19 protein-coding genes and 1 pseudogene are annotated in these 23,344 nt (G+C 65.1%); 14 read left to right on the forward strand and 6 right to left on the reverse strand.

Features of this window, described 5'->3' with window-relative positions:
• Positions 1–460: 460 nt before the first annotated feature.
• The 4 genes from KGR00_RS05435 to KGR00_RS05450 form a co-directional block, all read right to left on the reverse strand.
• Entirely contained in the window at positions 461–871 is a 411-nt protein-coding gene (locus KGR00_RS05435; RefSeq protein WP_224417372.1) for a hypothetical protein, read from the reverse strand.
• Positions 872–1,548: 677 nt separating this feature from the next.
• Positions 1,549–2,913, reverse strand: a complete 1,365-nt coding sequence (locus tag KGR00_RS05440) for a TrkH family potassium uptake protein (protein WP_224417371.1) — start codon at positions 2,911–2,913, stop codon at positions 1,549–1,551.
• A gap of 24 nt (positions 2,914–2,937) precedes the next feature.
• Positions 2,938–3,594 carry a TrkA family potassium uptake protein gene (locus KGR00_RS05445; RefSeq protein ID WP_224417370.1) on the reverse strand — a complete coding sequence of 219 codons (657 nt, stop codon included), beginning with the start codon at positions 3,592–3,594 and terminating at the stop codon, positions 2,938–2,940.
• 39 nt (positions 3,595–3,633) lie between these two features.
• The gene (locus KGR00_RS05450) at positions 3,634–4,116 is read right to left on the reverse strand and encodes a MarR family winged helix-turn-helix transcriptional regulator (RefSeq protein WP_129138266.1); all 483 of its coding nucleotides are present in this window, start codon (positions 4,114–4,116) and stop codon (positions 3,634–3,636) included.
• A 377-nt stretch (positions 4,117–4,493) separates the two neighbouring features.
• Here KGR00_RS05450 and KGR00_RS05455 point away from each other — a divergent pair, with 377 nt between their 5' ends.
• From KGR00_RS05455 to KGR00_RS05470, 4 genes are all read left to right on the forward strand, one after another.
• Entirely contained in the window at positions 4,494–5,954 is a 1,461-nt protein-coding gene (locus KGR00_RS05455) for a sodium-dependent transporter (RefSeq protein WP_129138267.1), read from the forward strand.
• 173 nt (positions 5,955–6,127) lie between these two features.
• Positions 6,128–7,006 carry a uroporphyrinogen-III C-methyltransferase gene (gene cobA / locus KGR00_RS05460; RefSeq protein WP_224417369.1) on the forward strand — a complete coding sequence of 293 codons (879 nt, stop codon included), beginning with the start codon at positions 6,128–6,130 and terminating at the stop codon, positions 7,004–7,006.
• A 67-nt stretch (positions 7,007–7,073) separates the two neighbouring features.
• Positions 7,074–8,987 (forward strand): putative nucleotidyltransferase substrate binding domain-containing protein, encoded by a 1,914-nt coding sequence (locus KGR00_RS05465; protein ID WP_224417368.1) that lies wholly within the window; start codon positions 7,074–7,076, stop codon positions 8,985–8,987.
• Positions 8,988–8,992: 5 nt separating this feature from the next.
• Positions 8,993–9,715, forward strand: a complete 723-nt coding sequence (locus tag KGR00_RS05470) for a 3'-5' exonuclease (protein ID WP_224417367.1) — start codon at positions 8,993–8,995, stop codon at positions 9,713–9,715.
• Positions 9,716–9,836: 121 nt separating this feature from the next.
• Here the strand turns inward: KGR00_RS05470 and KGR00_RS05475 are convergent, their stop codons facing one another.
• A complete protein-coding gene (locus KGR00_RS05475) occupies positions 9,837–11,468 on the reverse strand; it encodes a BCCT family transporter (RefSeq protein ID WP_224417366.1) in 1,632 nt (543 codons plus the stop codon).
• Between the two features lie 214 nt (positions 11,469–11,682).
• On the reverse strand, positions 11,683–12,147 hold the full coding sequence (locus tag KGR00_RS05480; protein ID WP_129138272.1) for a flavodoxin family protein: 465 nt from the start codon (positions 12,145–12,147) through the stop codon (positions 11,683–11,685).
• Between the two features lie 137 nt (positions 12,148–12,284).
• On the opposite strand from KGR00_RS05480, the gene KGR00_RS05485 reads away from it, so the two are divergent.
• The 10 genes and pseudogenes from KGR00_RS05485 to KGR00_RS05530 form a co-directional block, all read left to right on the forward strand.
• Positions 12,285–14,108: an acyl-CoA dehydrogenase C-terminal domain-containing protein gene (locus KGR00_RS05485; RefSeq protein ID WP_224417365.1), complete on the forward strand. Its 1,824-nt coding sequence runs from the start codon at positions 12,285–12,287 to the stop codon at positions 14,106–14,108.
• A 114-nt stretch (positions 14,109–14,222) separates the two neighbouring features.
• Positions 14,223–15,356 carry a GGDEF domain-containing protein gene (locus KGR00_RS05490; protein ID WP_224417364.1) on the forward strand — a complete coding sequence of 378 codons (1,134 nt, stop codon included), beginning with the start codon at positions 14,223–14,225 and terminating at the stop codon, positions 15,354–15,356.
• Positions 15,357–16,013: 657 nt separating this feature from the next.
• On the forward strand, positions 16,014–17,321 hold the full coding sequence (gene urtA, locus KGR00_RS05495) for an urea ABC transporter substrate-binding protein (RefSeq protein WP_224417363.1): 1,308 nt from the start codon (positions 16,014–16,016) through the stop codon (positions 17,319–17,321).
• 111 nt (positions 17,322–17,432) lie between these two features.
• Positions 17,433–19,055, forward strand: a complete 1,623-nt coding sequence (gene urtB / locus KGR00_RS05500) for an urea ABC transporter permease subunit UrtB (RefSeq protein WP_224417362.1) — start codon at positions 17,433–17,435, stop codon at positions 19,053–19,055.
• A gap of 3 nt (positions 19,056–19,058) precedes the next feature.
• Positions 19,059–20,180 (forward strand): urea ABC transporter permease subunit UrtC, encoded by a 1,122-nt coding sequence (gene urtC / locus KGR00_RS05505; RefSeq protein WP_224417361.1) that lies wholly within the window; start codon positions 19,059–19,061, stop codon positions 20,178–20,180.
• Positions 20,177–21,001 carry an urea ABC transporter ATP-binding protein UrtD gene (gene urtD, locus KGR00_RS05510; protein ID WP_129138278.1) on the forward strand — a complete coding sequence of 275 codons (825 nt, stop codon included), beginning with the start codon at positions 20,177–20,179 and terminating at the stop codon, positions 20,999–21,001. Before urtC ends, urtD begins: the two co-directional genes overlap by 4 nt.
• Positions 21,001–21,699: an urea ABC transporter ATP-binding subunit UrtE gene (urtE, locus tag KGR00_RS05515; RefSeq protein WP_129138279.1), complete on the forward strand. Its 699-nt coding sequence runs from the start codon at positions 21,001–21,003 to the stop codon at positions 21,697–21,699. The genes urtD and urtE overlap by 1 nt, the downstream gene beginning before the upstream one ends.
• The gene (locus KGR00_RS05520) at positions 21,696–22,604 is read left to right on the forward strand and encodes an urease accessory protein UreD (RefSeq protein ID WP_224417360.1); all 909 of its coding nucleotides are present in this window, start codon (positions 21,696–21,698) and stop codon (positions 22,602–22,604) included. The genes urtE and KGR00_RS05520 overlap by 4 nt, the downstream gene beginning before the upstream one ends.
• Before the next feature lie 52 nt (positions 22,605–22,656).
• Positions 22,657–22,959 carry an urease subunit gamma gene (locus KGR00_RS05525; protein WP_129138281.1) on the forward strand — a complete coding sequence of 101 codons (303 nt, stop codon included), beginning with the start codon at positions 22,657–22,659 and terminating at the stop codon, positions 22,957–22,959.
• A gap of 10 nt (positions 22,960–22,969) precedes the next feature.
• A pseudogene (locus KGR00_RS05530) lies at positions 22,970–23,272 on the forward strand (urease subunit beta); the annotation flags it as partial.
• Between the last annotated feature and the right edge of the window lie 72 nt (positions 23,273–23,344).

Genomic DNA, 23,344 nt, shown 5'->3' on the forward strand with positions numbered 1-23,344 from the left:
ACTCAGCAGTGAAACCGCTCAGCGCCGATGGTAGTGTGGGGTCTCCCCATGCGAGAGTAGGTCATCGTCAGGCATCTTTTCGGAAAACCCCAGCCAATCGGCTGGGGTTTTTGCGTTTCGGGGCGGCGAAAGTGCGCGTCAGGCCCATGAGCCGGGTACCCCCTGCGAGAGTCCCGGAGCGCCGGCCGCCGGAGCGCCGGCCGAGACATCGTCAGGCATCTTTTCGGAAAACCCCAGCCAATCGGCTGGGGTTTTTGCGTTTCAGGGCAGCGGAAACCGCGGGCCGGCCCTGGTGACCGTCGTTGCTTGAAGTTTGCGAGATTTCTTACATCGGCTGTGAGAGATCTCGGACAGCCCATGTCCCGAGCATCCCGTATCGTGACCCCGAGCGAGGGAGATGCTCAGGGAAAGTCCTCGGCCGGGATGGCTGAGGCACTACCCATCTCTGGCCTGCCGGCGGCTATCGCCGCGGTATCTCATCGAGCCCGGCCGCACGGAACAGCGCATTGAGCGTCTCGAGCAGCATCGCGTACTGGCGTTCCTCATGGGGCGTATCGGCCATCGCTAACAGGGTTTCCTGCGTCATCTCCGGCGGGATGCCGCCAAACCCGACGATGCGACGGCACAAGCGGTTGTACCAGCTTTCGAGTCTTTCATTGTCACGACCGCGCTCCGGTCGACGGGTAAGCGTCAGGCTCCTGGCCATCTGACGGAGGATCGCGGCGTAGGACGTCATGGTCAGGCCGTCGTGAGGTGCCAGTAAGCAGCGTGCAGCCTCGCTATCCGGGTGGCAGACATCGGCGATTTCCCCGTCTGGCGTATGAGCCGCCTGGCTGCGGTGCGGGGAAGCCTCGTCCTGCTGCGGAGTCATGTCGATCGTTTGCCGGACCATTGCCGAACATCCCTTTGTTGTATGACCTTCAATTCGCCTCGAGGTAATAATTGCGATAAGAAAAGATTCTTAGTGTAATCATTTGTCAGCATGATTGGCCAATCTACCGATGTCCTGGTTACCGCCTGCTGCCGATCGAGTCCGTCGATGCGGCGTGAGTTCTCAGCTCAGCCGTGTAACGCATTCGCGTCACGCAAAGACAAGGTCTCCGTGCGCCGACAGCTCAGGCAGGTGACGCAGGTGAGGGTACCGATGAGGGGCTGATGTTCGAACCTTGCCCACCGATGCGGCTCTCCGTTGGCAGGCTCCCGATTACCGCAGTCGCACATGAGTATCGGATTGCCCTGCGGATCGTAACTACTGACGATGCGTTTCATGGCGGTCCTCTCCCTGGTCATGGGGAGAGACTACGCGTGTTGCCGATAAGGTGTTGTCAGCCAGGGGCGGGAGAAAATGTAGGCGATTTCCTACAGATCGTTCGGGAATTCTCCTATCCTCTCCGGGCGCGTTATGCGCCATGATGTCATTGATCTGTCTGGATCAGGGCTTTCGAATGTGTCAGAAAGCTCAACGGCTTGAGTCCCTTTCTTGCCCCGCCTTCATGGCGGGGCTTTTTATTGACGGGATATTGCCACTGGTGTCCGCGCGAGGAGCGATCAGCCGATCTGTACGGAGCCGCGGGCGTACTTGAGTCCCCGCTGGCGGCGGGCTGCCATGAAATAACCCAGCGACAGAGGGCCGACACGGCCCAGCAACATGGTCACGATGAGTGCCAACTGACCCGGCATGGACAACTCCCCGGTGACGCCCCGCGACAGGCCCACGGTGCCGAAGGCGGAAACCGTCTCGAATGCCAGATCGAGAAATGGCTTGCCGGGTTCCGTCATCGTCAGTACGAACAGGCAGGTGAAGATCAGCAGCATCCCGGCCAGGGCCACGGCAACCGCCTTGATGACCGTCTCCTGGGGGATCGAACGACCGAAGACCACCGGCTGGGCGTTGCTGCGCAGGAAGGCACGCGCCACCAGCAGCAAAACGACGAAGGTCGTGACCTTGATCCCGCTGGCCGTGGAACCCGACCCGGCACCGATGAACATCAACAGCATGGTCAGCAGGGTCATGGGGTCGGTCAACGAACCGGTGTCGAGGGTATTGAAACCGGCCGTGCGTGGCGTGACGGCCTGGAACCAGGCGGCCTGAAGCTTGGCCCCGAGACCGTCCAGGGCTCCGAGCGTGGCGCTGTTGTCCCATTCCAGCAGCAGCATGGCTGCCATGCCGGCCAGAGACAGCCACAGCGTGGCATGCAGCACGATGCGTGCATGCAGGGAAAGCGATCGACCGCGCCGCCATTCGAGCAGTTCGCCGATCACCGTGAAGCCCAGTCCGCCGACGATGAACAGGGCGCTGACGACGACGTTGATCAGTGGATTGGCCACATGGTCGGTCAGGCTGTCGGGCCAGACCGAGAAGCCGGCATTGTTGAAGGCGGAAACGGCGTGAAAGAAGCTGACCCACAAGCCTCTTTGCAGCCCGTATTGTGGCACCCAGCTCAAGGCCAGCAGGGCGGTGCCGATGGCCTCGGCGATCAGGGCGAAGGCGATCACCAGACGCACCAGGCTCATCAATTCACCGAAGGAGGTGTGGTTGAGGCTCTCCTTGACCAGGTTGCGTTGATAGAGCGGCAGGCGCATGCCCATCAGGGCCAGCGTCAGTGCCGCGAACGTCATGAAGCCAAGACCGCCGACCTGGATCAGGCATAGCAGCACCCACTGGCCGAACAGGGTCAGGTCGGCGGCCTTGACCACGCTGAGACCGGTCACGGTGACGGCGGATGTGGCGGTAAACAGTGCCTCGTGCCAGGACAACGGGTCGCTCGCCGACATCGGTAACCATAACAGCAAGGTACCGATGCCGCTGAGCAGGGCAAAGCCGAGCAGCAGGATCTCGGGTGGCGAGAGCTGAATGATGCGACCGTGGGGCAGTTGACGCAGCGGATGGGCAATGCGTTGGCGATATCTCATGGTGGTGTATGGCTCAGATCGGCATCAGAGCTTCTTGCCCAGTTCGCGCAGATCATCGAGGTCGCCCATCAGCACCAGATGATCCTTGTCGTGAAGTTCCGCCTCGTTGCTCGGCGCGTGAAGGACCTCCTTGCCGCGCTTGATGGCGACCAGGGCCAGGTTGGCCTTGTCGAGTTCCAGGTCGGCTACGGTGGGGCAATTGTCGTTGAGCTTTTCGGTGGTCTGCAGTTCGACGATGAACTGGCGATCGCCGAGCTGAATGAAATCCACCATGGCACGATAGTGCAGGCTTTCGGCGACGCGCAGGCCGGTATCGTACTCGGGGTAGACGACATGGTCGGCCCCGATGTGCTTGAGCAGGCGATAGTGAGTATCGGAGTGGGCCTTGACCCAGATCTCCTGAGCGCCCTGCTCGCGGGCCAGCAGCGTGCAGATCATGCTGGCCTCGATGTTGTCGTCGACATCGACCACCACGGCGTCGTACTCACCGAGGGAGAGTTCGGCGAGTGCCTTCTCGTTGGTCACGTCGGCGACCACGGCATGGGTGAGCAGGTCGGACAGCGCATTGACGCGATCCTCGCTGTGGTCGACGCCGAGCACGTCGTTGTGTTGGCGACGCAGCTCCTGGGCAACGGTGACGCCGAAATAGCCCAGCCCCAGAATCGCGAACTGATGCGTCATGTGAACTCCTTTCGTCCCTGATGAGATGGCAGCGACCGGCTAGTCGTCGGGGATCGCCGGTGCCCGGGAATCCAGTCCGGCTTCGAGCTTGGCCAGCAGGCGGAAAAAATCACGATACTCCGCCTCGCTCAAGGTCGCCACCAGATCGCTTTCCCAGGCCAGGGCGCTGGGGATCACCGAGTCGAGCAGATCGTGGCCGGCATCGCTCAGGGTCAGCCAGCGCGTGCGCTGGTCGGCCTCGTCGCGGCGTCGCTGGATCAGGTCGCGCGCGAGCAGTTGGGCAACGGCGCGGGACACCCGGGCCTTGTCCATGGCCGTCAACTGGCAGATCCGCTTGGCAGTGAGCGGTTGAGATTGTTGCAACCAGGCCAGCACCCGCCACTGAGCGATGGTCAGATCGTACCGCTCGGCGTAGATGGTCGACAGTGCCTGGCTGATGCGTTCGGCCAGGTTGGCCAGGCGGTAGGGGAGAAAGGTCTCGAGGTCGAGTTCACTGCGCGGGGTCGACGGTGTCGGGGGCAAGTCACCCTCCTGAAAGCCGGTATCATGAACGTTACCCGAGTGTAGTGGGCGGTTCGGGGTGTGGCAGACGAGCCTCTCGATCGTATCAAAAACTTGACACTGGCGGGGCGTTTCTACGACCAACGGTAGACGCGGTTGGCTTGTGGCCGGCGCTGTCTTTCCATATGGTTTCAGATGAAACTTTATCGGGCGCTCGATGGGGCGCAGCCTGAACCGATGCCGTGCAGCTAGCGTTTTTCGCTGCAAAAGGTTCAAGTTCTGGCAAGACGGTGCGCTGCATTGGTGCACGATTCCCGGAAGGCGCTACAATCGGCGGCTTGTGCGCAAAAACGTGTTGGCGAGATTTGGCACAACAACAAAACCCGCAAGGTGTTTCTATGACGACGAGAGAGAAACCTCAGAACCTCTGGATAGGCCGCTGGGGCTTCGTGCTGGCGGCGACCGGCTCCGCGGTAGGGCTGGGCAATATCTGGAAGTTCCCCTACATGACCGGTGAGTACGGCGGCGGCGCCTTCGTGCTGGTCTATCTGCTGTGTATCGCCGCCATCGGTATCCCGATCATGATGGTCGAGATCGGCTACGGGCGCCGGGGGCGCGGCAGTCCCATCGACGCCATCCGCCGGGTGGCGCGTGAGTCGGGGCAGAGCGCGGGCTGGTCGCTGATCGGCTGGATGGCCATGCTCTGCGGCTTCATGATCCTGTCCTTCTACGTGGTCGTGGCCGGCTGGTCGGTCTCCTACCTGTGGAAGACCGTCACCGGCGGGCTGACCGCGGACAGCGTCGACGGCATGGCGGCGATCTTCGGTGCCAACAATGCCAATCCCCTGAACCTGGGCTTCTGGAGTACGCTGGTGACGGTGGTCACCATGCTGATCGTCGGCAAGGGCGTTCAGGAAGGCATCGAACGCAGCGTGCGCTGGATGATGCCCGGCATGGTGATCATGCTCGGGATCATGATCGTCTACGCCATGTTCTCCGGCGGTTTCGGTCAGGCGCTCGACTTCCTGTTCGCCTTCGAGATCGGCAAGCTCTCCAGCGCCGGTCTGCTGGCGGCCATGGGGCACGCCTTCTTCACGTTGTCACTGGCCTCGGGGGCGATCCTCACCTACGGCTCCTACCTGCCCGACGGCAAGTCGATCGCGCGCACCACCTTCACCGTGGCGGTCTGCGATACCCTGGTCGCCCTGATGGCGGGCCTGGCGATCTTCCCGGTGATCTTCGCCAACGGGCTGGATCCGGCGAGCGGCCCGGGGCTGATCTTCATGAGCCTGCCACTGGCCTTCGAACAGATGCCGCTGGGCCGGGTGCTGGAAGCGATCTTCTTCGTCATGCTGACCATGGCCGCGTTGACCTCGGCGATCTCGATGATCGAGGCCACCGTCGCCTGGCTCAACGAGAGCAAGGGCATCCCGCGCGCCAAGGCGGCGTGGGGCACCGGCATCGTGCTGTGGATCGTCAGCACGCTGGCCATGCTGTCGTTCAACATCGGCGCGGACTGGACCCTGGCCGGCAAGAATTTCTTCGACTGGCTCGACTATCTGACCTCGCGCTGGATGATGCCGCTGGGCGGTCTGGGCATGGCCATCCTGGCCGGTTTCGTGCTGCGTAACGAGATCTTCAAGTCCGAGCTGGGCCTGAGCGATGCCCAGCACGCCCTGTGGCTGTTCATGATCCGTTATGTCAGCCCACTGGGCATCGTGGTGATCTTCATCGATGCGCTGGGCCTGATGTCACTCGACATGGCCAGCCAGTGGCCCTGGTTCCTGGGGATCCTGGTGGCGATCACCCTGATCGGCGAGACACTCAGCCCACGGCTGCGTCGTCAGTCCGCCAAATGACGATCGCGCCACCCCTGTGTCATCGTGCCCCGGCCACGTGCCGGGGCACTCTTGCATTCGGACGTTGCGTTATAAGCTGGCAACCAGACGTTACTGGCAATCCACCCGGTTGATCATTATTTTGGCGTCTAAAGCAGGTTTTTCTCCTTTGATTTCGTTATATAGGCCGATCGATGACCCGGACGTCCTTCTCACCGGAAACCGCTTCGACCCCGACTCGGCTCGCGGCGCTCCGCGACTTTCCGCGGGGGCAGGTGTGCCTGGTGGGCGCCGGCCCGGGCGACCCCGAGTTGCTGACGCTCAAGGCCTTGAAGCGTCTCCAGGCCGCCGAGGTGATCCTGCATGATCGCCTGGTGAGTGGCGAGATCCTGGCCATGGCCAACCCGCGGGCGCGCTGTTTCTACGTGGGCAAGGCCCGCTCCCGGCACAGCCTGCCCCAGGAGGGGATCAACCGGGCGCTGGTCGACTGGGCGCGGCAGGGCAAGCGTGTCGTGCGCCTCAAGGGGGGGGATCCCTTCATCTTCGGCCGCGGCGGCGAGGAGCTGCAGACCCTGGCCGAGGCAGGTGTCGACTTCGAGGTGGTGCCGGGGATCACCGCGGCGTCGGGGTGTGCCGCCTATGCCGGGATTCCGTTGACCCACCGCGATCACGCCCAGTCGGTGCGCTTCGTCACCGGGCATCTCAAGAGTGGCAGCTGCGACCTGGACTGGGCGACGCTGGCCCGACCCGGTCAGACACTGGTGTTCTACATGGGGCTGGGCAGTCTCGAGACCATCCGTCGCGAACTGCTGGCCCACGGTCTCGCCGCCGAAACGCCGCTGGCGCTGATCGAGCAGGGCACCACGGCGCGCCAACGGGTACACGTCGGCTCGCTGTCGAGCTGGCCGCCGGGCTTCGACCGCGAGCGGGTCAAGCCGCCGACGCTGATCGTGGTCGGCAGCGTGGTCGCGTTGCACGAGTCGCTCACCTGGTTCGACGACAGCCGTTCGGCCAGTCGGGGCTGGGAAGAGGGCAAGCATCCCACGCCGCTGAACGATGCCGATAGCGCCTGAGCGGCGCGACATTGACGCCGCCGCAGGCGCTCCCGAGAATGAGGGTATCAGGGAAGTGGAGGGCGGCATGAACGTCGAACAACTGGATATCCGGGACCATCTGGCGCGCTACGCGCCGTTCGATAGTCTCCCCGACGCCTTGCTGGATCGCATCGCCGAGGGTATCGAGGTGCGCTATTTCCAGGCCGGTACCGATCTGCTGGTCAAGGACCAGGCGGTCGAGGAGCTCTGGTACATCCGTAGCGGTGCCGTGGAGATGTTCCAGCGTAGCGGACGGCTATTCAACCGCCTGGGCGAGGGCGACGTCTTCGGTTATTCGGATCTGCTGCGCAATCGTCGCGTGCGCTACCCCGTGCGGGCGCTCGAGGACACGCTGATCTATTTCATCCCCGCCGCGATCTTCGATGAGGTCTGCGAGCAGGACGACGACTTCGCCGAGTTCTTCGATACCGGCGGTCGGCGGCTCAAGGCCACGGTGGAGCAGCATCGCGACGACAGCGACATGATGTCCACCCGCGTTCGCAAGCTGATCGATCGCCCGCCGGAGATGGTCGACGTCGACACACCGCTGCAGACGGCCGCTCAGCGCATGCGCGACACCAATGCCACCAGTCTGCTGGTCCTCGATACGGCGCTGGAAGCGTCGGCGCGGACCTTCACCGACCGCGACGGTCACAATCGCCAACTGGTCGGCATTCTCACCGATCGCGATTTCTGCGCCCGGATGGCGGCCGGAGGGCTCTCGCCGGACGTGCCGGTGGGCGAGGTGATGTCCCGACGGGTGATCGTCGTGCAGTCCGACGAAACGGTGCACGAGGCCATGCTGAGCATGCTGCGCAACCAGGTGCACCACCTGCCGGTGCTGCATCGCCGGCAGCCGATCGGTGTGCTGCACATCTCCGACATCGTCCGCTACGAGACCCCCACCAGTCTGTTCCTGGTCAACAACATCTTTCTCCAGAACGACATCGATCAACTGGCCCGGCTGTCCGGTGAAGTGCGTACCGCCTTCGCGCGCATGGTCGCCGACGGCGCCAACTCGGAAATGGTCGGTCGTTCCCTGGCAACCATCGGCCGCAGCTTCACCCATCGCCTGATCGAGCTCGCGGAAGCCGAGCTGGGGCCGCCGCCGGTGCCGTACTGCTTCATGGTGCTGGGCTCGATGGCGCGTGACGAGCCGACCATCACCGCCGATCAGGACAATGCCCTGGTGCTCGACGATCGCTTCGATCCCGAGCAGCACGATGCCTATTTCGCGGCACTCGCCAAGTTCGTCAGTGACGGCCTGGCGGCCTGCCGCTACCCGTACTGCAAGGGCGACGTGATGGCCACCAACCCGCGCTGGCGTCAGCCCCTGGCGGTCTGGAAGCGCTACTTCACCGAGTGGATGGACGAGCCCAATCCCGAAAGCCTGCTGCACAGCTCGATCTTCTTCGACCTGGCGGCGGTACATGGCGACGAACCGCTGGTCGAGGCCCTGCAGGATCTGATCGCCGAACTTGCCCCCAAGCGGCCCTACTTTCTCGCCGCCATGGCGCGCAACGCCCTGGGGCGTACGCCACCGCTGGGCTTCTTCCGCACCTTCGTCATGGAACAGGACGGCAAGCATCGCAAGTCGATCAATCTCAAGCGGCGTGGCACCGCGCCGCTGGTCGATCTGGTGCGCGTGCACGCGCTCGCTTGCGGTTCCAAGGCGCAGAATACCTTCGCCCGGCTGGACGACATTGCCAGGACCCGGCTGCTGGCGGACGGCGTCAACGATCGGCTGCGCTACGCCTTCGAGTTTCTTTCCATGGTACGCATTCGCCATCAGGCCCATGACATCGAGCAGGGCGACGAGGCGGACAACAACGTCGAACCCGAGAACATCGCCAGTCGCGAACGTCACCACCTCAAGGATGCCTTCGAGATCATCAGTCATGCCCAGAAGTTCCTGGGCTTTCGCTATCCGATGCCCTCGAAGACCAAGAAGGCCCGCTGATCGACATGAGCAACGCGATGCGATTCGGCGAGCAACGCCCCGATTGGCCCGAATACCTGGCCGGACGGGCCAATCAGACCCGCAACCGGAAGCTGGCCGACTATTTCTCGACGGGCTCGCTTTCCGCCGACATGGCGATCGGCGAGGCACCGCTGGTGGCGCTGGATCTCGAGACCACCGGCCTCGACGCCACGCGCCACGACATCGTGAGTATCGGGGTGATGCCCTTCACCCTCGAGCGTATCCGGGTCAGCGACGGCCGTTACTGGGTCCTCTCGCCGCGCCGCGCCCTGAGCGACGAGTCGGTGGCCTTCCACCACATCACCCATACGGAAGTGGCCCAGGCGCCGGACTTTGCCACGATCATCGACGAACTGCTGGCGTGCCTGAAAGGACGCCTGGTGGTCGTGCACTACCGACAGCTCGAGCGCAGTTTCATCGATGCGGCGGTTCGCGAACGGCTCGGCGAGGGCCTGCTGTTCCCGGTGATCGACACCATGTCGCTGGAGGCGCGCATTCATCGTCAGTCATGGTGGGCACGACTGCGTCGCTGGGCGGGGCGGCCGGTTGCCTCGATACGGCTGCACGAGAGCCGGCTGCGCTATAATCTGCCGGCCTACACGGGTCACCATGCGCTGGTGGACGCCCTGGCCACCGCCGAGTTGCTCCAGGCGCAGATCGCTCGCCACTATCGCTGGGAAACGCCGGTCGGTGAACTCTGGCGCTGACCGGCCCGATCCTCCCTCGACGTCCGGTGGCCCCGGCCCAACTACTCATCAGGCCTGTCTGGCATAAAAAAGGAGCGGCCCCGAAGGGCCGCTCCCGCTGGTGATGCCAGGACGGCGAACGTCAGATCTTGGGTTCGGTGCGCAGTCCCTGGATGATGGCGTAGCAGGCCGCCAGCAATACCAGGGTGAAGGGCAGGCCGGTCGAGATCACCGCGGCCTGCAGGGCCGTCAGCCCGCCGCCGAGAAGCAGCGCGATGGCGATGGCGCCCTCGATCAGGGCCCAGAACACCCGCTGTGACTTGGGCGCGTCGACCTTGCCGCCGGCGGTGATCGAGTCGATCACCAGCGAGCCGGAATCCGACGAGGTGATGAAGAACACCATCACCAGCACGATGCCGACGAAGGAGGTGATGGCGGTCAGCGGCAACTGACCGAGCATGGTGAACAGCTGCAGTTCCAGCGCCGCATCCTTGACCCCCTGGAAGCCGTCGTTGACCAGCTGGCTGATGGCCGTGCCACCGAAAGCGGTCATCCACAGTACCGAGACCAGCGACGGTACCAGCAGTACCGCGATCAGGAACTCGCGCACCGTGCGGCCGCGACTGACGCGGGCGATGAACATGCCGACGAACGGTGACCAGGAGATCCACCAGGCCCAGTAGAAGGCGGTCCAGCCGTGCACGAAGTTGACGTCGTCACGCCCGAACGGATTGGACAGGGCCGGCAGGTATTTCAGGTAGGAGAACAGGTTCTCGAAGAAACCGGTGGCGATCATCAGCGTGGGGCCGACGAAGATCACGAAGGCCAGCAGCAGGAAGGCCAGGGCCATGTTGAGCTGCGACAGTCGTTGCACGCCCTTGTCGACGCCAGCGACCACCGAGCCCAGTGCCACCAGGGTGATCCCCATGATCAGGATGACCATGACCACGTTGTTGTTGGGCGTGTCGAACAGGTAGTGGAGCCCCGCGGACGCCTGGGTGGCGCCGAGCCCCAGCGAGGTCGCCAGACCGAACAGGGTGGCGAACACCGCCAGGATGTCGATGATGTGGCCCGGCCAGCCCCAGACGCGCTCACCCAGGATCGGGTAGAAGATCGAGCGCATGGTCAGTGGCAGCCCCTTGTTGTAGGAGAACAGTGCCAGAGCCAGCGCGACCACGGCGTAGATGCCCCAGGGGTGCAGGCCCCAGTGGAAGATCGTCGCGGCCATGCCCATCGAGATGGCACCCTGCTCGTTGCCCTGGGCGCCGCCCAGCGGGGCCCAGGAGTCCCCGGAGAGAGAGGTGCCGAAGTGGGTGATCGGCTCCGACACGCCGTAGAACATCAGGCCGATGCCCATGCCGGCGGCGAACAGCATGGCGAACCAGCCGGCGTAGCTGAAGTCCGGCCTGGCATGCATGCCGCCGATACGCACCTTGCTCAACGGCGTGAAGATCAGCACCACCGCGAGGATGACGAAGATATTGGCGGCCAGCAGGAAGAGCCAGCTCAGGTTGCTGGTCAACCACTGGCGAGTGCCGTTGAAGATCGGCCCCATCTGATCGGGCAGTGCCAGCGTGATGATCACGAAGAACAGGATCAGCAGCGACGAGATGGTGAAGACCTTGCCATGCAGGTCCACATCGAAGCCGAACTTTTTGGTGGTGATGTTGTCCTGACCGATCACGTAATCGGTATCGATGAGATTGGAAGGGCCTTCCGGCGCAGGAACGCCCTCCTGAGGCGGTTCCGGCTGGTTGTTGGTATTTCGATCCACGGGACTTCTCCGTTTTTCTGTACGATGTGCAAAGCGCCAAGCTCGAGACGGAATGCCGTCTTTGCAGGCCTCGCCGGGTCTCCTGGCTCGTCTCCGGCAAGGGCGCAGTAACAACAGGGATTATCCTGAAGCAATCTCTCGTCGCATGCCACCGCCAAACGCCTGACTGGCGCGATCGGCGATGAAGCGTGTCGCTGTCGGGGTTACCCGGTCGCTAGACGATGCCGGCGTCCAGCGCGGCGGCCAGATAGAGACCGAGTTCCTCCGTCTGGTCCGCGAAGGACGGCTGCCACTCCCCGCGCAGTCGCAGAGGCGGCTGCACCCACTGCCAGCCGAGGCCCGCCACGATCGCTTCCACCGCGCGACAGGTGCCGGTGCCGTCGTGACCGGCACGCACGTAGAGGGCACAAGGCAACCCGCGACATTCCTCGAGCAGCGGGTAGTAGCTGCGGTCGAAGAAGTCCTTGAGCGCGCCGCTCATGGTTCCCAGGTTCTCGGGGGTACCCAGCAGGATGCCATGGCAGCCCAGCACGTCGTCGGGGCCGGCCTCGAGCGGGGCTCTGACCGATACCGATACCCCCTCGATGGCCTCGTGGCGAGCCCCTCGCTCCGCGGCGTCGCGTAGCCGGCGGGTGTTGGGCGAGGGCGCATGGGCGACGATCAGCAGATGCCTGGACATGCGCCCATGGTGGCACGTCGCGGCCCGATGTCCAGCCAGGGCGCCACCGGCGTCGGCATGGGCGGGTGACGCTTCCCGGGGTTGTGGGCTATATTCAAGCGATCGTTTGAATACAGTCGTCCGGGAGAACAACAGCCATGGCTTACTATCAGGCGCCGTTGCGCGACATGCGTTTCGTGCTCAACGAGGTCCTCGAGGCCGGTGACGAGTGGGCAGCCATGCCCGCTACCGCCGAGGTCACCCCCGACCTTGCCGATGCCATTCTCGAGGAGGGCGCGCGGGTCACCCGGGCCGAACTGTTCCCGCTCAACCAGAGTGGCGATGCCGAAGGCTGCCGGTTCGAGGGCGGTCGCGTCAACACCCCATCGGGTTTCAAGGCCGCGTTGCGTACCCTGGCCGACGGTGGCTGGCTGGGGCTGGGCGGCAATCCCGATCACGGCGGACAGGGGCTTCCCAAGCTGTTGACCGTGGCTTTCGAGGAGATGCTCTACGCCACCAATGCCAGCTTCGCGCTATATCCGGCGCTGAACACCGGCGCCACGCTGCTGCTCGATCAATACGCCCCCGAATCGATCAAGCGCGTCTACCTGCCACGCATGTACGCCGGTGAATGGCTGGGCACCATGTGCCTCACCGAACCGCACTGTGGTACCGACCTGGGGCTGATAAAGACGCGTGCGGTGCCGCTCGACAAGGCCGGCGGCGAAGGGCCGAAGCGTTACGCGATCACCGGCAGCAAGATCTGGATTACCGGCGGTGAGCACGACATGGTCGACAACATCGTGCATCTGGTGCTGGCCAAGCTGCCCAATGCGCCGCCCGGGACCAAGGGCATCTCGTTGTTCCTGGTTCCCAAGTACCGGGTGAACGCCGATGGCGAGCCGGATGCCCCCAACGGGGTGAGTTGCGGGGGGCTGGAACACAAGATGGGCATCCAGGGCAGCGCCACCTGCGTGATGCATTTCGAGGGCGCCGAAGGGGTCCTGATCGGCGAGCCGCACCAGGGGCTGGCGGCAATGTTCACGATGATGAACTATGAACGTCTGTCGATCGGTCTCCAGGGGCTGGGGCTCGGCGAGGTGGCCCATCAGAGCGCCATGGATTTCGCCCGCGAGCGGCGCCAGAGCCGGGCGCCGGGCGGCGCGAAGGCACCCGATGCCGATGCCGACCCCATTCTGGTGCATCCCGACGTGCGTCGCATGGCGCTCAATGCGCGGGCCTGGAACGAGGGCGGCCGCGCCTTCGCCGCCTTCGTCGCCAGCCAGCTCGACCGCGCCAAGTTTCATGCCGACACCGAGGTGCGCGACGAGGCCGAGGCGCTGGTGGCGTTGCTCACGCCGGTGGCCAAGGCGTTTCTCACCGATCGCGGCTTCGACACCACGGTGGAGTCCCAGCAACTCTACGGCGGCAGCGGCTACTGCGTGGAGTGGGGCGCCGAGCAGTACGTGCGCGATGCGCGAATCGCGATGATCTACGAAGGCACCAACGGCATCCAGGCCATGGACCTGGTGGGGCGCAAGCTGTTCCGCAATCAGGGGCGTTACGTCAAGCGCTTCGCGAGTCTCATGCAGGCCGATCTGGGCGAGCGCCCCGACCCCGCGCTGGCCGATGCCCACACCCGCGCGACGCTGGCGCTGGTACTGCTCGAGAACGTCACCGTCGATCTGCTGCAACGCGCCAAGAATCGTCCCGAGGAACTGGGCGCCGCGGCCGCCGACTATCTCTCGCTGTTCGGCCATGTCGCCTATGCCTGGATGTGGTGGCGCATGATGCGCGCGGCCCAGCACGGTCTGGAGACTCAGGGGCCCTCCGGCGAGGCCTTCTACCGGGCCAAGCTGGCGGTGGGGCGTCACTATCTGACCCGCATGCTGCCGCGTATCGAAGCCCTCGAGCGTCAGATCGAGGCGGGCGCCGAGCCGCTGATGGCCCTGCCCGAGGAGGCCTTCCATCCGCAGGGCTGAGACGCCATGATCCCGCGCCCGAGACTCCATTAGCGGGGCGTGTTATAACGACGTCGGACTCGAGACGGCAGGCAGGGCGGGCCGACGGTGATCTGAGCGATGGGGCGGCGGGACATGGTGACAACGTGGCGGCGAATCCAGGCGGCGTGCTGGCGGCTCGTGGCGGGCGAGGCCTTGTCGCCGTTGCAACGCATGCACCTGGCTTTCCTGTTCGTCGCCGCCTTGACCGCCGCCATCTCCGGGGTCTTCAACGTCATCGTCGGGCTGAGTTCGCCGACCTATGCCCTGGTGCTCGAGGGCATCGCCCTGGCCGTGCTGTGGATGTGGTATCGCTCGCGCTGGCATGGCGACGTGGTGCGCATGGCCTGGTGGTTCTGCCTGCTGGCGATCTTCGGCATCATGCCGCTGAACTGGTTGTTCAACCAGGGCATGAGCGGCCCCACCTCGATGTTCTTCCTGATGGGCGCGGCCTACGCGCTGGGTGTGATCCCGTCCTGCGGCTTCCGGCGCTGGGTCGTGCTGGCGGGAATCGTGGGCATGCCGCCGCTGATGATTCTGCTCGAGTATCACCACCCGGGTTGGGTGACGGATTATCCCGACCGGTTTTCCCGGGCACTGGACCTGGGGGTGAGCTATCTGATGAACGTGGCCATTCTGCTGATCCTGGTCAGCGGTCATCTGAAGCGGGTCCGTCGCGAGCAGCGAGTGAGTCGCCGTTACGCCGAGCGGCTGCGGGAACTGGCACGACGCGACAGCCTGACGGGGCTTCTCAATCATGCGGCCTTCCACGAACGGGTCGCCATCCGGCAGGGCGAGTGTCGACACGAGGGCACCTCGGCGGCGCTGCTGACCTACGATCTCGATCATTTCAAATGGCTCAACGATACCCATGGCCACCCCTATGGCGACACGGTCATCGTCCGCTTCGCCGACTGTCTGAACGACGTCGCGCGCGATTTCGGTGCCGTGGTGGGGCGTTGCGGCGGCGAGGAGTTCTCGGTCCTGATCGCGCCGGCGACACCGGCGGAGATGCTGGCCTTCGATACCCGATTGCGTGAGACGTGTCGGGCGCGGCCGCTCGCCCACGGCGATATCCGGTTCAGCGGGGGTGGCGCCCTGCTGGAAACGGACGGGCCGGTCAGCCGCTGGTTCGAGCGGGCCGATCGCTCCCTGTATGCCGCCAAGTCGGCGGGCCGACAGCGTTTCTCGATGGATGACTCGCTGGATAACGAGTGCCTGCCCGGATAAGAGGGTGCTTACAAATTAGGCGAGCGAAGGCAAGACAAGGCAAAATCGGCCGAAAAAGCGGAGTTTACACGGGGTAAATGAGCATTTTGAGGCCGATTTTAACGCCGTATTGTCGAGCGCAGGCATTTTGTAAACACCCTCTAAGAACGCCTCTCACAACCGATAGACGAAGTGAGCTTCTCCGGCGGCAGGACGTCGCGAGGGCGCTGTGAACCCCTCCCTGGGCGCTACCTTTGCCATCCATGGCAAAGGACCCTCGCTTTGCCCCGCCACCGGTGCCCATCATCAGAGGGTTTGGAGATGCATTCCAAGCCCTCCTGCTCCTTTCCAGCCCTTGCCGTGGACGCGCCCGAATCCCCCGCGTTACCGGGGCGGGTGCGTCTTTCCAGGACGCCCGGCCGTCGCTGCACCACCATGGCGCGACGCGCTGCCCGATTTCGGGCGCTTTCCGAACCCGAGGCACACACCATGCACCATCATGGGGCGTCGAGGGGCCGCAGTGTGACTGTCATGATTCTGTAAGTCTCTAAATTCAAAGAGTTAATGGAGGATTCCAGGAGGTTGGCATGCCCCTTGCGCTTTGTGAGGTGATGGCTCCGTGAATGGGGGCGCTCGTCGCTGGACACGATGAACAACCATAAACGCAAGGAGACTCAAGTGAACGCATCCAAGTCCCATCGCTGGATCGCCGCCGGCCTGCTCGGCCTGGGTATCTCGGTTCCCGCCCTGGCCCAGGAGGACACCATCAAGGTCGGCATTCTCCACTCGCTGTCGGGCACCATGGCGATCAGCGAGTCGACGCTCAAGGACGAAATGCTGATGCTGATCCAGCAGCAGAACGACCAGGGCGGCCTGCTCGGCAAGCAGCTGGAGCCGGTGGTGGTGGACCCGGCCTCGGACTGGCCGCTGTTCGCCGAGAAGGCCCGTCAGCTGCTGGCCAAGGACAAGGTCGACGTGATCTTCGGCAACTGGACCTCGGCCTCGCGCAAGGCGGTCCTGCCGGTGGTCGAGGAACTCGACGGTCTGCTGTTCTACCCGGTGCAGTACGAGGGCGAGGAGTCTTCCGAGAACATCTTCTACACCGGCGCGGCGCCCAACCAGCAGGCGATTCCGGCCGTCGACTACCTGATGAACAATGTCGGCGTGCAGCGCTGGGTGCTCGAGGGCACCGATTACGTCTACCCGCGCACCACCAACAAGATCCTCGAGACCTATCTCAAGGAGCACGGGGTCGCCGACGACGACATCATGATCGACTACACCCCGTTCGGTTATTCGAACTGGCAGAACATCGTCTCCAACATCAAGCAGTTCGGCAGCCAGGGCAAGAAGACCGCCGTGGTCTCGACGATCAACGGCGACGCCAACGTGCCGTTCTATCGTGAGCTGGCCAACCAGGGCATCGACGCCGCCGACATCCCGGTCATGGCCTTCTCGGTGGGCGAACAGGAGTTGTCGGGTATCGATACCGCGCCCTTGGTCGGTCAACTGGCGGCCTGGAACTACTTCATGAGCGTCGATACCGACGCCAACTACGACTTCATCGACGACTGGATCGCCTACAACGACGGCGACGACACCGTGGTCACCAACGATCCGATGGAAGCCCATTACATCGGCTTCAACATGTGGCTGCAGGCGGTCAAGAAGGCCGGAACCACCGACGTCGATGCGGTCAAGGACGCGATCATCGGGGTCACCGTGCCCAACCTGTCGGGTGGCTACGCGACGATGATGCCCAACCACCACATCACCAAGCCGGTGATGATCGGCGAGATCCAGGACAACGGGCAGTTCTCGGTGGTCTGGCAGACGCCGTCCACCGTGGCCGGCGATGCCTGGTCCGACTACCTGCCGGGCTCGCGGGATCTGATCAGCGACTGGCGCAAGCCGCTCGAGTGCGGCAACTACAACGTGGTCGAAAAGACCTGCGGCGGCAGCGCCGAGGAAACCGCCAGTCAGTAAGACGGGCGCGATCCCCCGGCCGTGCCCGTCACGGCCGGTCCCGACAACCGTCGGAATCGGCAGCGTGCCCTCGGTGCCAATTCCGCGACACGCCACTCGAAGGATTCCCGCATGACGCTCTTGCGGACCATTACCGCGACCCTGATGCTGGGTTGTCTCATCGCCCTGGGCACGGGCAACGCCCTGGCTCGGGACGCCGCCTCGCCCCAGCAGGCGCCGGACGAATTGCGCGCCCTGGCCGCCGATTCCTACGCCGCCAAGGCCCGGGCCATCAAGGATCTCGTCGCCAGTCAGGCGCCGCGTACCCGCGTCTGGCTCCAGGCACTGCTCGACGGCAAGCTGCAGCGGCTGGAGGAGGACGGTCGCTTCGTGATCGTCACCGACAACCGAGGCCGTGACTGGACGGTAATCGATGCCGTCGACGACGCCCCGCTGGGCGAGGTCTCGCGGCGCCACATCGACCGCATCACCATCAACAACGCCCTGCGCAATCAACTGCGCAGCGCGATGGCGATTCTCGATCTCGATGCCGATGATCCGGCCGAACGCCTGGCCAGTGCCGATCGTCTGATCGGCGAGGTCGACGCCGACCTGGCCGAGCCCCTGGCAGCACGCCTCGACGCCGAGAGCGACGGCGACGTGCGCGCCAAGCTGGCCCAGGCGCTGGCCCTCTACCGATTGCAGTCGGGCGATGCCGCGCAGATCGATGCCGCCATCGACACCCTCTCCGGCAGCCTCAATCCCACCGTGCGCGCCGCGCTCGCCCAGGTCGCCCGGGGCGACGGCGAGGCCGCCGAGGCGGCCCGCCAGGCGCTGGCCGGCATCGAGCAGGCGCTCAAGCTCAACCACGCCGCCGAGACGCTCTATTTCGGCCTCAGCCTGGGCTCGGTGCTGGTGCTGGCGGCGATCGGCCTGGCGATCACCTTCGGCGTGATGGGCGTGATCAACATGGCCCACGGCGAGCTGATCATGCTCGGCGCCTACACCACCTGGATGCTCCAGCAACTGCTGCCCGGCCAGCCCGGCCTGGCGCTGATCCTGGCGATCCCCGCCGGCTTCCTGGTGTCGGCGCTGGTCGGCGTGATCATCGAGCGCAGCGTGATCCGCTTTCTCAAGGGGCGGCCGCTGGAAACCTTGCTGGCGACCTTCGGCGTCAGCCTGATCCTGCAGCAACTGGTGCGCACGGTGATCTCGCCGCTCAACCGTACCGTGGTCACGCCGGAGTGGATGAGCGGCTCGCTGGTGGTCAACGAGGCGCTGTCGCTGACCCTCAACCGGCTCTACGTGCTGGGCTTCGCGCTGGTGGTGTTCGCGGCGCTGATGCTGGTGATGCGCCGCACCCGGCTGGGCCTGGAAGTGCGCGCGGTGACCCAGAACCGCACCATGGCCCGGGCCATGGGGATTCACGCCACCCGCGTCGACATCCTCACCTTCGCCCTGGGCTCCGGGGTCGCCGGACTCGCCGGGGTGGCGCTGTCGCAGCTGACCAACGTCGGCCCCAACCTGGGCCAGAACTACATCATCGATTCCTTCATGGTGGTGGTGTTCGGTGGCGTGGGTAACCTGTGGGGCACGCTGGTGGCCGGCATGTCGCTGGGCGTGATCAACCAGGTGATCGAGCCCTGGGCCGGCGCGGTGCTGGCCAAGGTGATCGTACTGGTGTTCATCATCCTGTTCATTCAGAAGCGCCCGCGCGGGTTGTTCCCGCAGAAGGGCCGCGCGGCGGAGGGCTGAGCCATGAACTGGTTTCTCAAGCCGGCCACGGAGCGCTCGACGCAATGCTTCGTCGGCGTGCTGATCGTCGCCCTGGCGGTGGTCTGCGTGCTCAACCTGGCGCTGCCGACGGCCAATCCCCTGCATGTCTCGACCTACACGGTGGCACTGCTCGGCAAGTATCTGTGCTATGCGCTGCTCGCCGTGGCGGTCGATCTGGTGTGGGGCTACCTGGGCATCCTGAGCCTCGGCCACGGCGCCTTCTTCGCCCTCGGCGGCTACGCCATGGGCATGTACCTGATGCGCCAGATCGGCGATCGCGGCGTCTACGGCGATCCGGTGCTGCCGGATTTCATGGTGTTCCTCAACTGGGATCACCTGCCGTGGTACTGGCAGGGCTTCGACATGGCCGGATTCGCCTTCCTGATGGTGCTGCTGGCGCCGGGTCTGCTGGCGCTGGTGTTCGGCTTCCTGGCGTTTCGCTCGCGGGTCACCGGGGTGTATCTGTCGATCATCACTCAGGCGTTGACCTTCGCGCTGATGCTGGCGTTCTTCCGCAACGAGATGGGCTTCGGCGGCAACAACGGCCTGACCGACTTCAAGGAACTGCTGGGCTTCCCGATCAGTGCCGACGGCACCCGCCTGGGCCTGTTCCTGGCTTCCGGCGTTGCGCTGGGGCTCGGCTACTGGCTGTGTCGGGCGATCGTTGCCAGCAAGCTGGGGCGGGTCTGCGTGGCGTCGCGGGATGCCGAGGCACGGGTGCGCTTCATCGGCTATCGGGTCGAGCGCGTGCAGCTTTTCGTGTTCGTCGTCTCGGCGATGCTCGCCGGTGTCGCCGGCGCGCTCTACGTGCCGCAGGTGGGGATCATCAACCCCAGCCAGTTCTCGCCGCTGTTCTCCATCGAGATCGTCGTCTGGGTGGCGCTGGGCGGCCGCGCCACGCTCTACGGCGCGGTGATCGGGGCGATCCTGGTCAACTACGCCAAGACGGTGTTCACCGGGGTGATGCCCGATGCCTGGCTGTTCGCCCTGGGCGGGCTCTTCGTGGTCTGTACCGTGCTGTTGCCGCGCGGCCTGGCGGGCCTGATGCAGTGGCGCCGCAACGCGTCACGCCATGACGAGCGGACGACGGAGGCGACGGCATGAGCATCCTGCAATCACTGGCCGATCGCGAACGGGTCTTCGATTTCCTGATTCCCGACGCCTCGCCGGTCGACGTGCGCCACGGGCCGATCCTCTATCTCGAGGACGTCAGCGTCAGCTTCGACGGCTTCAAGGCGATCGACGATCTCAACCTGACCATCGACGACGGCGAGCTGCGCTGCATCATCGGCCCCAACGGGGCCGGCAAGACCACCATGATGGACATCATCACCGGCAAGACGCGGCCCGATCGCGGGCAGGTGTGGTTCGGCAGCCGCCACAACCTGCTGACGATGAACGAGCCCGAGATCGCCACCCTGGGAATCGGCCGCAAGTTCCAGAAGCCCACGGTGTTCGAGGCGCTCGGCGTGTTCGAGAATCTCGAACTGGCGATGAGCGCCGACAAGCGCGTGCTGCCGACGCTCACCGCGCGACTCTCCGGCGCGGCCCGCGATCGCATCGACGAGGTGCTGTCGCTGATCGGCCTCGATGCCCAACGCCGCCGACCGGCGGGAATCCTGTCCCACGGCCAGAAGCAGTGGCTGGAGATCGGCATGCTGCTGATGCAGCGCCCGCGCCTGCTGCTGGTCGACGAGCCGGTGGCGGGCATGACCGAACAGGAGATGGAGCGTACCGGCGAGCTGCTCACCAGTCTGGCCGGCAAGCAGTCCGTGGTGGTGGTCGAGCACGACATGGGCTTCGTGCGCTCGATCGCCCGCAAGGTCACGGTACTGCACCAGGGCAGCGTGCTGGCCGAGGGCAGCATGGATCAGGTATCCAGCGACCCGCGGGTGGTCGAGGTCTATCTCGGGGAGGAGGCGTGATGCTGGCCATCGACACGCTCAACCAGTTCTACGGCGAGAGCCACACCCTGTGGGATCTGTCGCTCGACGTGCCCAGTGGGCAATGCACCTGCGTGATGGGCCGCAACGGGGTGGGCAAGACCACGCTGCTCAAGTGCGTGATGGGCGAAGTGCCGATCAAGACTGGCGAACTCACCTATGATGGAGAGATCCCGCTGACCCGCCGGCGTCTCGAGGATCGCTCGCGCCTGGGGATCGGCTACGTGCCCCAGGGCCGCCAGATCTTCCCGCTGCTGACGGTGGAGGAAAACCTGCGCACCGGGCTGGCGGCGCGCCGCGACGGCGCGAAGCGCATCCCCGAGCGGATCTACGAGCTGTTTCCGGTGCTCTGGGAGATGCGCCATCGCCGTGGCGGCGATCTGTCCGGCGGCCAGCAGCAGCAGTTGGCGATCGGCCGGGCTCTGGTGCTCGAGCCTCGGTTGCTGATCCTCGACGAGCCGGGCGAGGGCATTCAGCCCAATATCGTCGCCGAGATCGGCGAGGTGATCCGCAAGCTCAATCGCGAGGACGGCATGACCGTGCTGCTCGCCGAACAGAAGCTGCCGTTCGTGCGCAAGTACGCCGATCGCTTCGTGATCCTCGATCGCGGCCGGCCGGTGGCGCAGGGCGCCATCGACGAGCTCGGCGACGACCTGATCAAACGACACCTGACCGTATGACGCTGTTTCACGATCTCACCCCGGCGCGATGCGCCGTCGCCCGCCACGACTCGGGCCATCGTTTCGATGCCGAGCGGCGCTGGGCGGCCTCGCTCGAACTGGGGTTCGCCGCCGGCGAGCGGGGTACGCGGCTGATCAAGACACGCCACGCCGGCCCGTTGCGCGTCCAGCGCCCCTTCTATCCGGAAGGGCGCGACGCCGGAGCCCCTTGCCATGTCTACCTGCTGCATCCCCCGGGCGGGCTGGTGAGCGGTGACGCCCTGGCCATCGACGTGGACGTCGCGGGGAATGCCCACGCGCTGCTGACCACGCCGGCCGCCGCCAAGCTCTACCGCGCCGACAGCCAGGGCGTGAGCTGGAGCCAGCACGTCCGGCTGGGGGTCGCCGAGGGCGGCACGCTGGAGTGGCTGCCCCAGGAGACCCTGGCCTTCGACGGTTCGCGTGGCAGTCAGTCGACGACCATCGAGCTCGCCGGTGGCGCCCGTTGCCTGGGTTGGGAGCTCATGGCGCTGGGCCGGCCGGCCAGCCGCTTGCCGTTCGCAAGCGGCCGGGTCGAGCAACGCTTTCGCCTGACCCGCGACGGCCTGCCCTTGTGGCTGGAGCGTCAGCCCCTCGATCCCCGGCATCCGCGTTTTCAGGGGCGCTGGGGGCAGGGCGGGGCGACGGTGCAGGCCACGCTGTGGGCGGTGGGCCTCGACGCGCCGCGCTCGGCCGTCGAAGCGTTGCGCGAGGCATTACCCGCGTCAGCGTGCTGGGCGGCGACCCAGCGCAACGACGTGCTGCTGCTGCGCTATCTCGGCGACTCCCGCAACGCCGCCTGGGATCTCTGCCGGCGCGCCTGGGAATGCCTGCGTCCGCGCCTCGTCGGCCGCGAGGCGCAGGCGCCGCGCATCTGGGCCACCTGACCCGACACGCCAGTATCAATCACGCAGAACAGCGACGAGAGGAACGATCACCATGGAACTCACGCCCCGCGACAAGGACAAGCTGCTGCTGTTCTCCGCCGCGCAGCTCGCCGAGCGCCGCCGCAACCGTGGCCTCAAACTCAATTACCCGGAGGCCGTGGCGCTGATCAGCTTCGAGATCCTCGAGGGTGCCCGCGACGGCAAGAGCGTCGCCGAGTTGATGAGCGAGGGTCGCGAGATCCTGACCCGTGACGACGTGATGGACGGCGTGGCGGAAATGGTCGACGAGGTACAGGTCGAAGCGACATTTCCGGATGGAACAAAGCTCGTGACCGTGCATAACCCAATTGTCTAAGGAGCTCGCCATGATTCCCGGTGAATACCAATTGAAGGACGGTGAGATCGAGCTCTGCGCGGGACGCAGCCGGATCACCGTCGAGGTCGCCAATACCGGTGACCGGCCGGTCCAGATCGGCTCGCATTACCATTTCGCCGAGGCCAACCCGGCGCTGGTCTTCGATCGCGCCGCCGCGCGCGGCTATCGTCTCGACGTGGCCGCGGGCACGGCGATTCGCTTCGAGCCCGGCCAGAGTCGCGAGGTCACGCTGATTCCCTACGTCGGTCGGCGGCATGTCTACGGCTTTCGCGGCGAGGTCATGGGCTCGCTCTCTAACGCGCCCGAGGCCGCGCGAACTGACGCGCCCGAGGCCGCGCGAACTGACGCGCCCGAGGCCGCGCGA

The organism is Modicisalibacter sp. MOD 31.J (genome assembly GCF_020147985.1).
Lineage (GTDB): Bacteria > Pseudomonadota > Gammaproteobacteria > Pseudomonadales > Halomonadaceae > Modicisalibacter > Modicisalibacter coralii.

What these genes read in the sequence shown, in the direction of transcription:
- KGR00_RS05480 (WP_129138272.1), bottom strand. Translation starts at nt 12,147, where the DNA reads ATGTCCAGGCATCTGCTGATCGTCGCCCATGCGCCCTCGCCCAACACC.
- KGR00_RS05525 (WP_129138281.1), top strand. Translation starts at nt 22,657, where the DNA reads ATGGAACTCACGCCCCGCGACAAGGACAAGCTGCTGCTGTTCTCCGCC.
- KGR00_RS05465 (WP_224417368.1), top strand. Translation starts at nt 7,074, where the DNA reads ATGAACGTCGAACAACTGGATATCCGGGACCATCTGGCGCGCTACGCG.
- urtB (WP_224417362.1), top strand. Translation starts at nt 17,433, where the DNA reads ATGACGCTCTTGCGGACCATTACCGCGACCCTGATGCTGGGTTGTCTC.
- KGR00_RS05435 (WP_224417372.1), bottom strand. Translation starts at nt 871, where the DNA reads ATGACTCCGCAGCAGGACGAGGCTTCCCCGCACCGCAGCCAGGCGGCT.
- KGR00_RS05490 (WP_224417364.1), top strand. Translation starts at nt 14,223, where the DNA reads ATGGTGACAACGTGGCGGCGAATCCAGGCGGCGTGCTGGCGGCTCGTG.
- KGR00_RS05485 (WP_224417365.1), top strand. Translation starts at nt 12,285, where the DNA reads ATGGCTTACTATCAGGCGCCGTTGCGCGACATGCGTTTCGTGCTCAAC.
- urtC (WP_224417361.1), top strand. Translation starts at nt 19,059, where the DNA reads ATGAACTGGTTTCTCAAGCCGGCCACGGAGCGCTCGACGCAATGCTTC.
- KGR00_RS05440 (WP_224417371.1), bottom strand. Translation starts at nt 2,913, where the DNA reads ATGAGATATCGCCAACGCATTGCCCATCCGCTGCGTCAACTGCCCCAC.
- KGR00_RS05445 (WP_224417370.1), bottom strand. Translation starts at nt 3,594, where the DNA reads ATGACGCATCAGTTCGCGATTCTGGGGCTGGGCTATTTCGGCGTCACC.
- urtD (WP_129138278.1), top strand. Translation starts at nt 20,177, where the DNA reads ATGAGCATCCTGCAATCACTGGCCGATCGCGAACGGGTCTTCGATTTC.
- urtE (WP_129138279.1), top strand. Translation starts at nt 21,001, where the DNA reads ATGCTGGCCATCGACACGCTCAACCAGTTCTACGGCGAGAGCCACACC.
- KGR00_RS05520 (WP_224417360.1), top strand. Translation starts at nt 21,696, where the DNA reads ATGACGCTGTTTCACGATCTCACCCCGGCGCGATGCGCCGTCGCCCGC.
- KGR00_RS05470 (WP_224417367.1), top strand. Translation starts at nt 8,993, where the DNA reads ATGAGCAACGCGATGCGATTCGGCGAGCAACGCCCCGATTGGCCCGAA.
- KGR00_RS05455 (WP_129138267.1), top strand. Translation starts at nt 4,494, where the DNA reads ATGACGACGAGAGAGAAACCTCAGAACCTCTGGATAGGCCGCTGGGGC.
- cobA (WP_224417369.1), top strand. Translation starts at nt 6,128, where the DNA reads ATGACCCGGACGTCCTTCTCACCGGAAACCGCTTCGACCCCGACTCGG.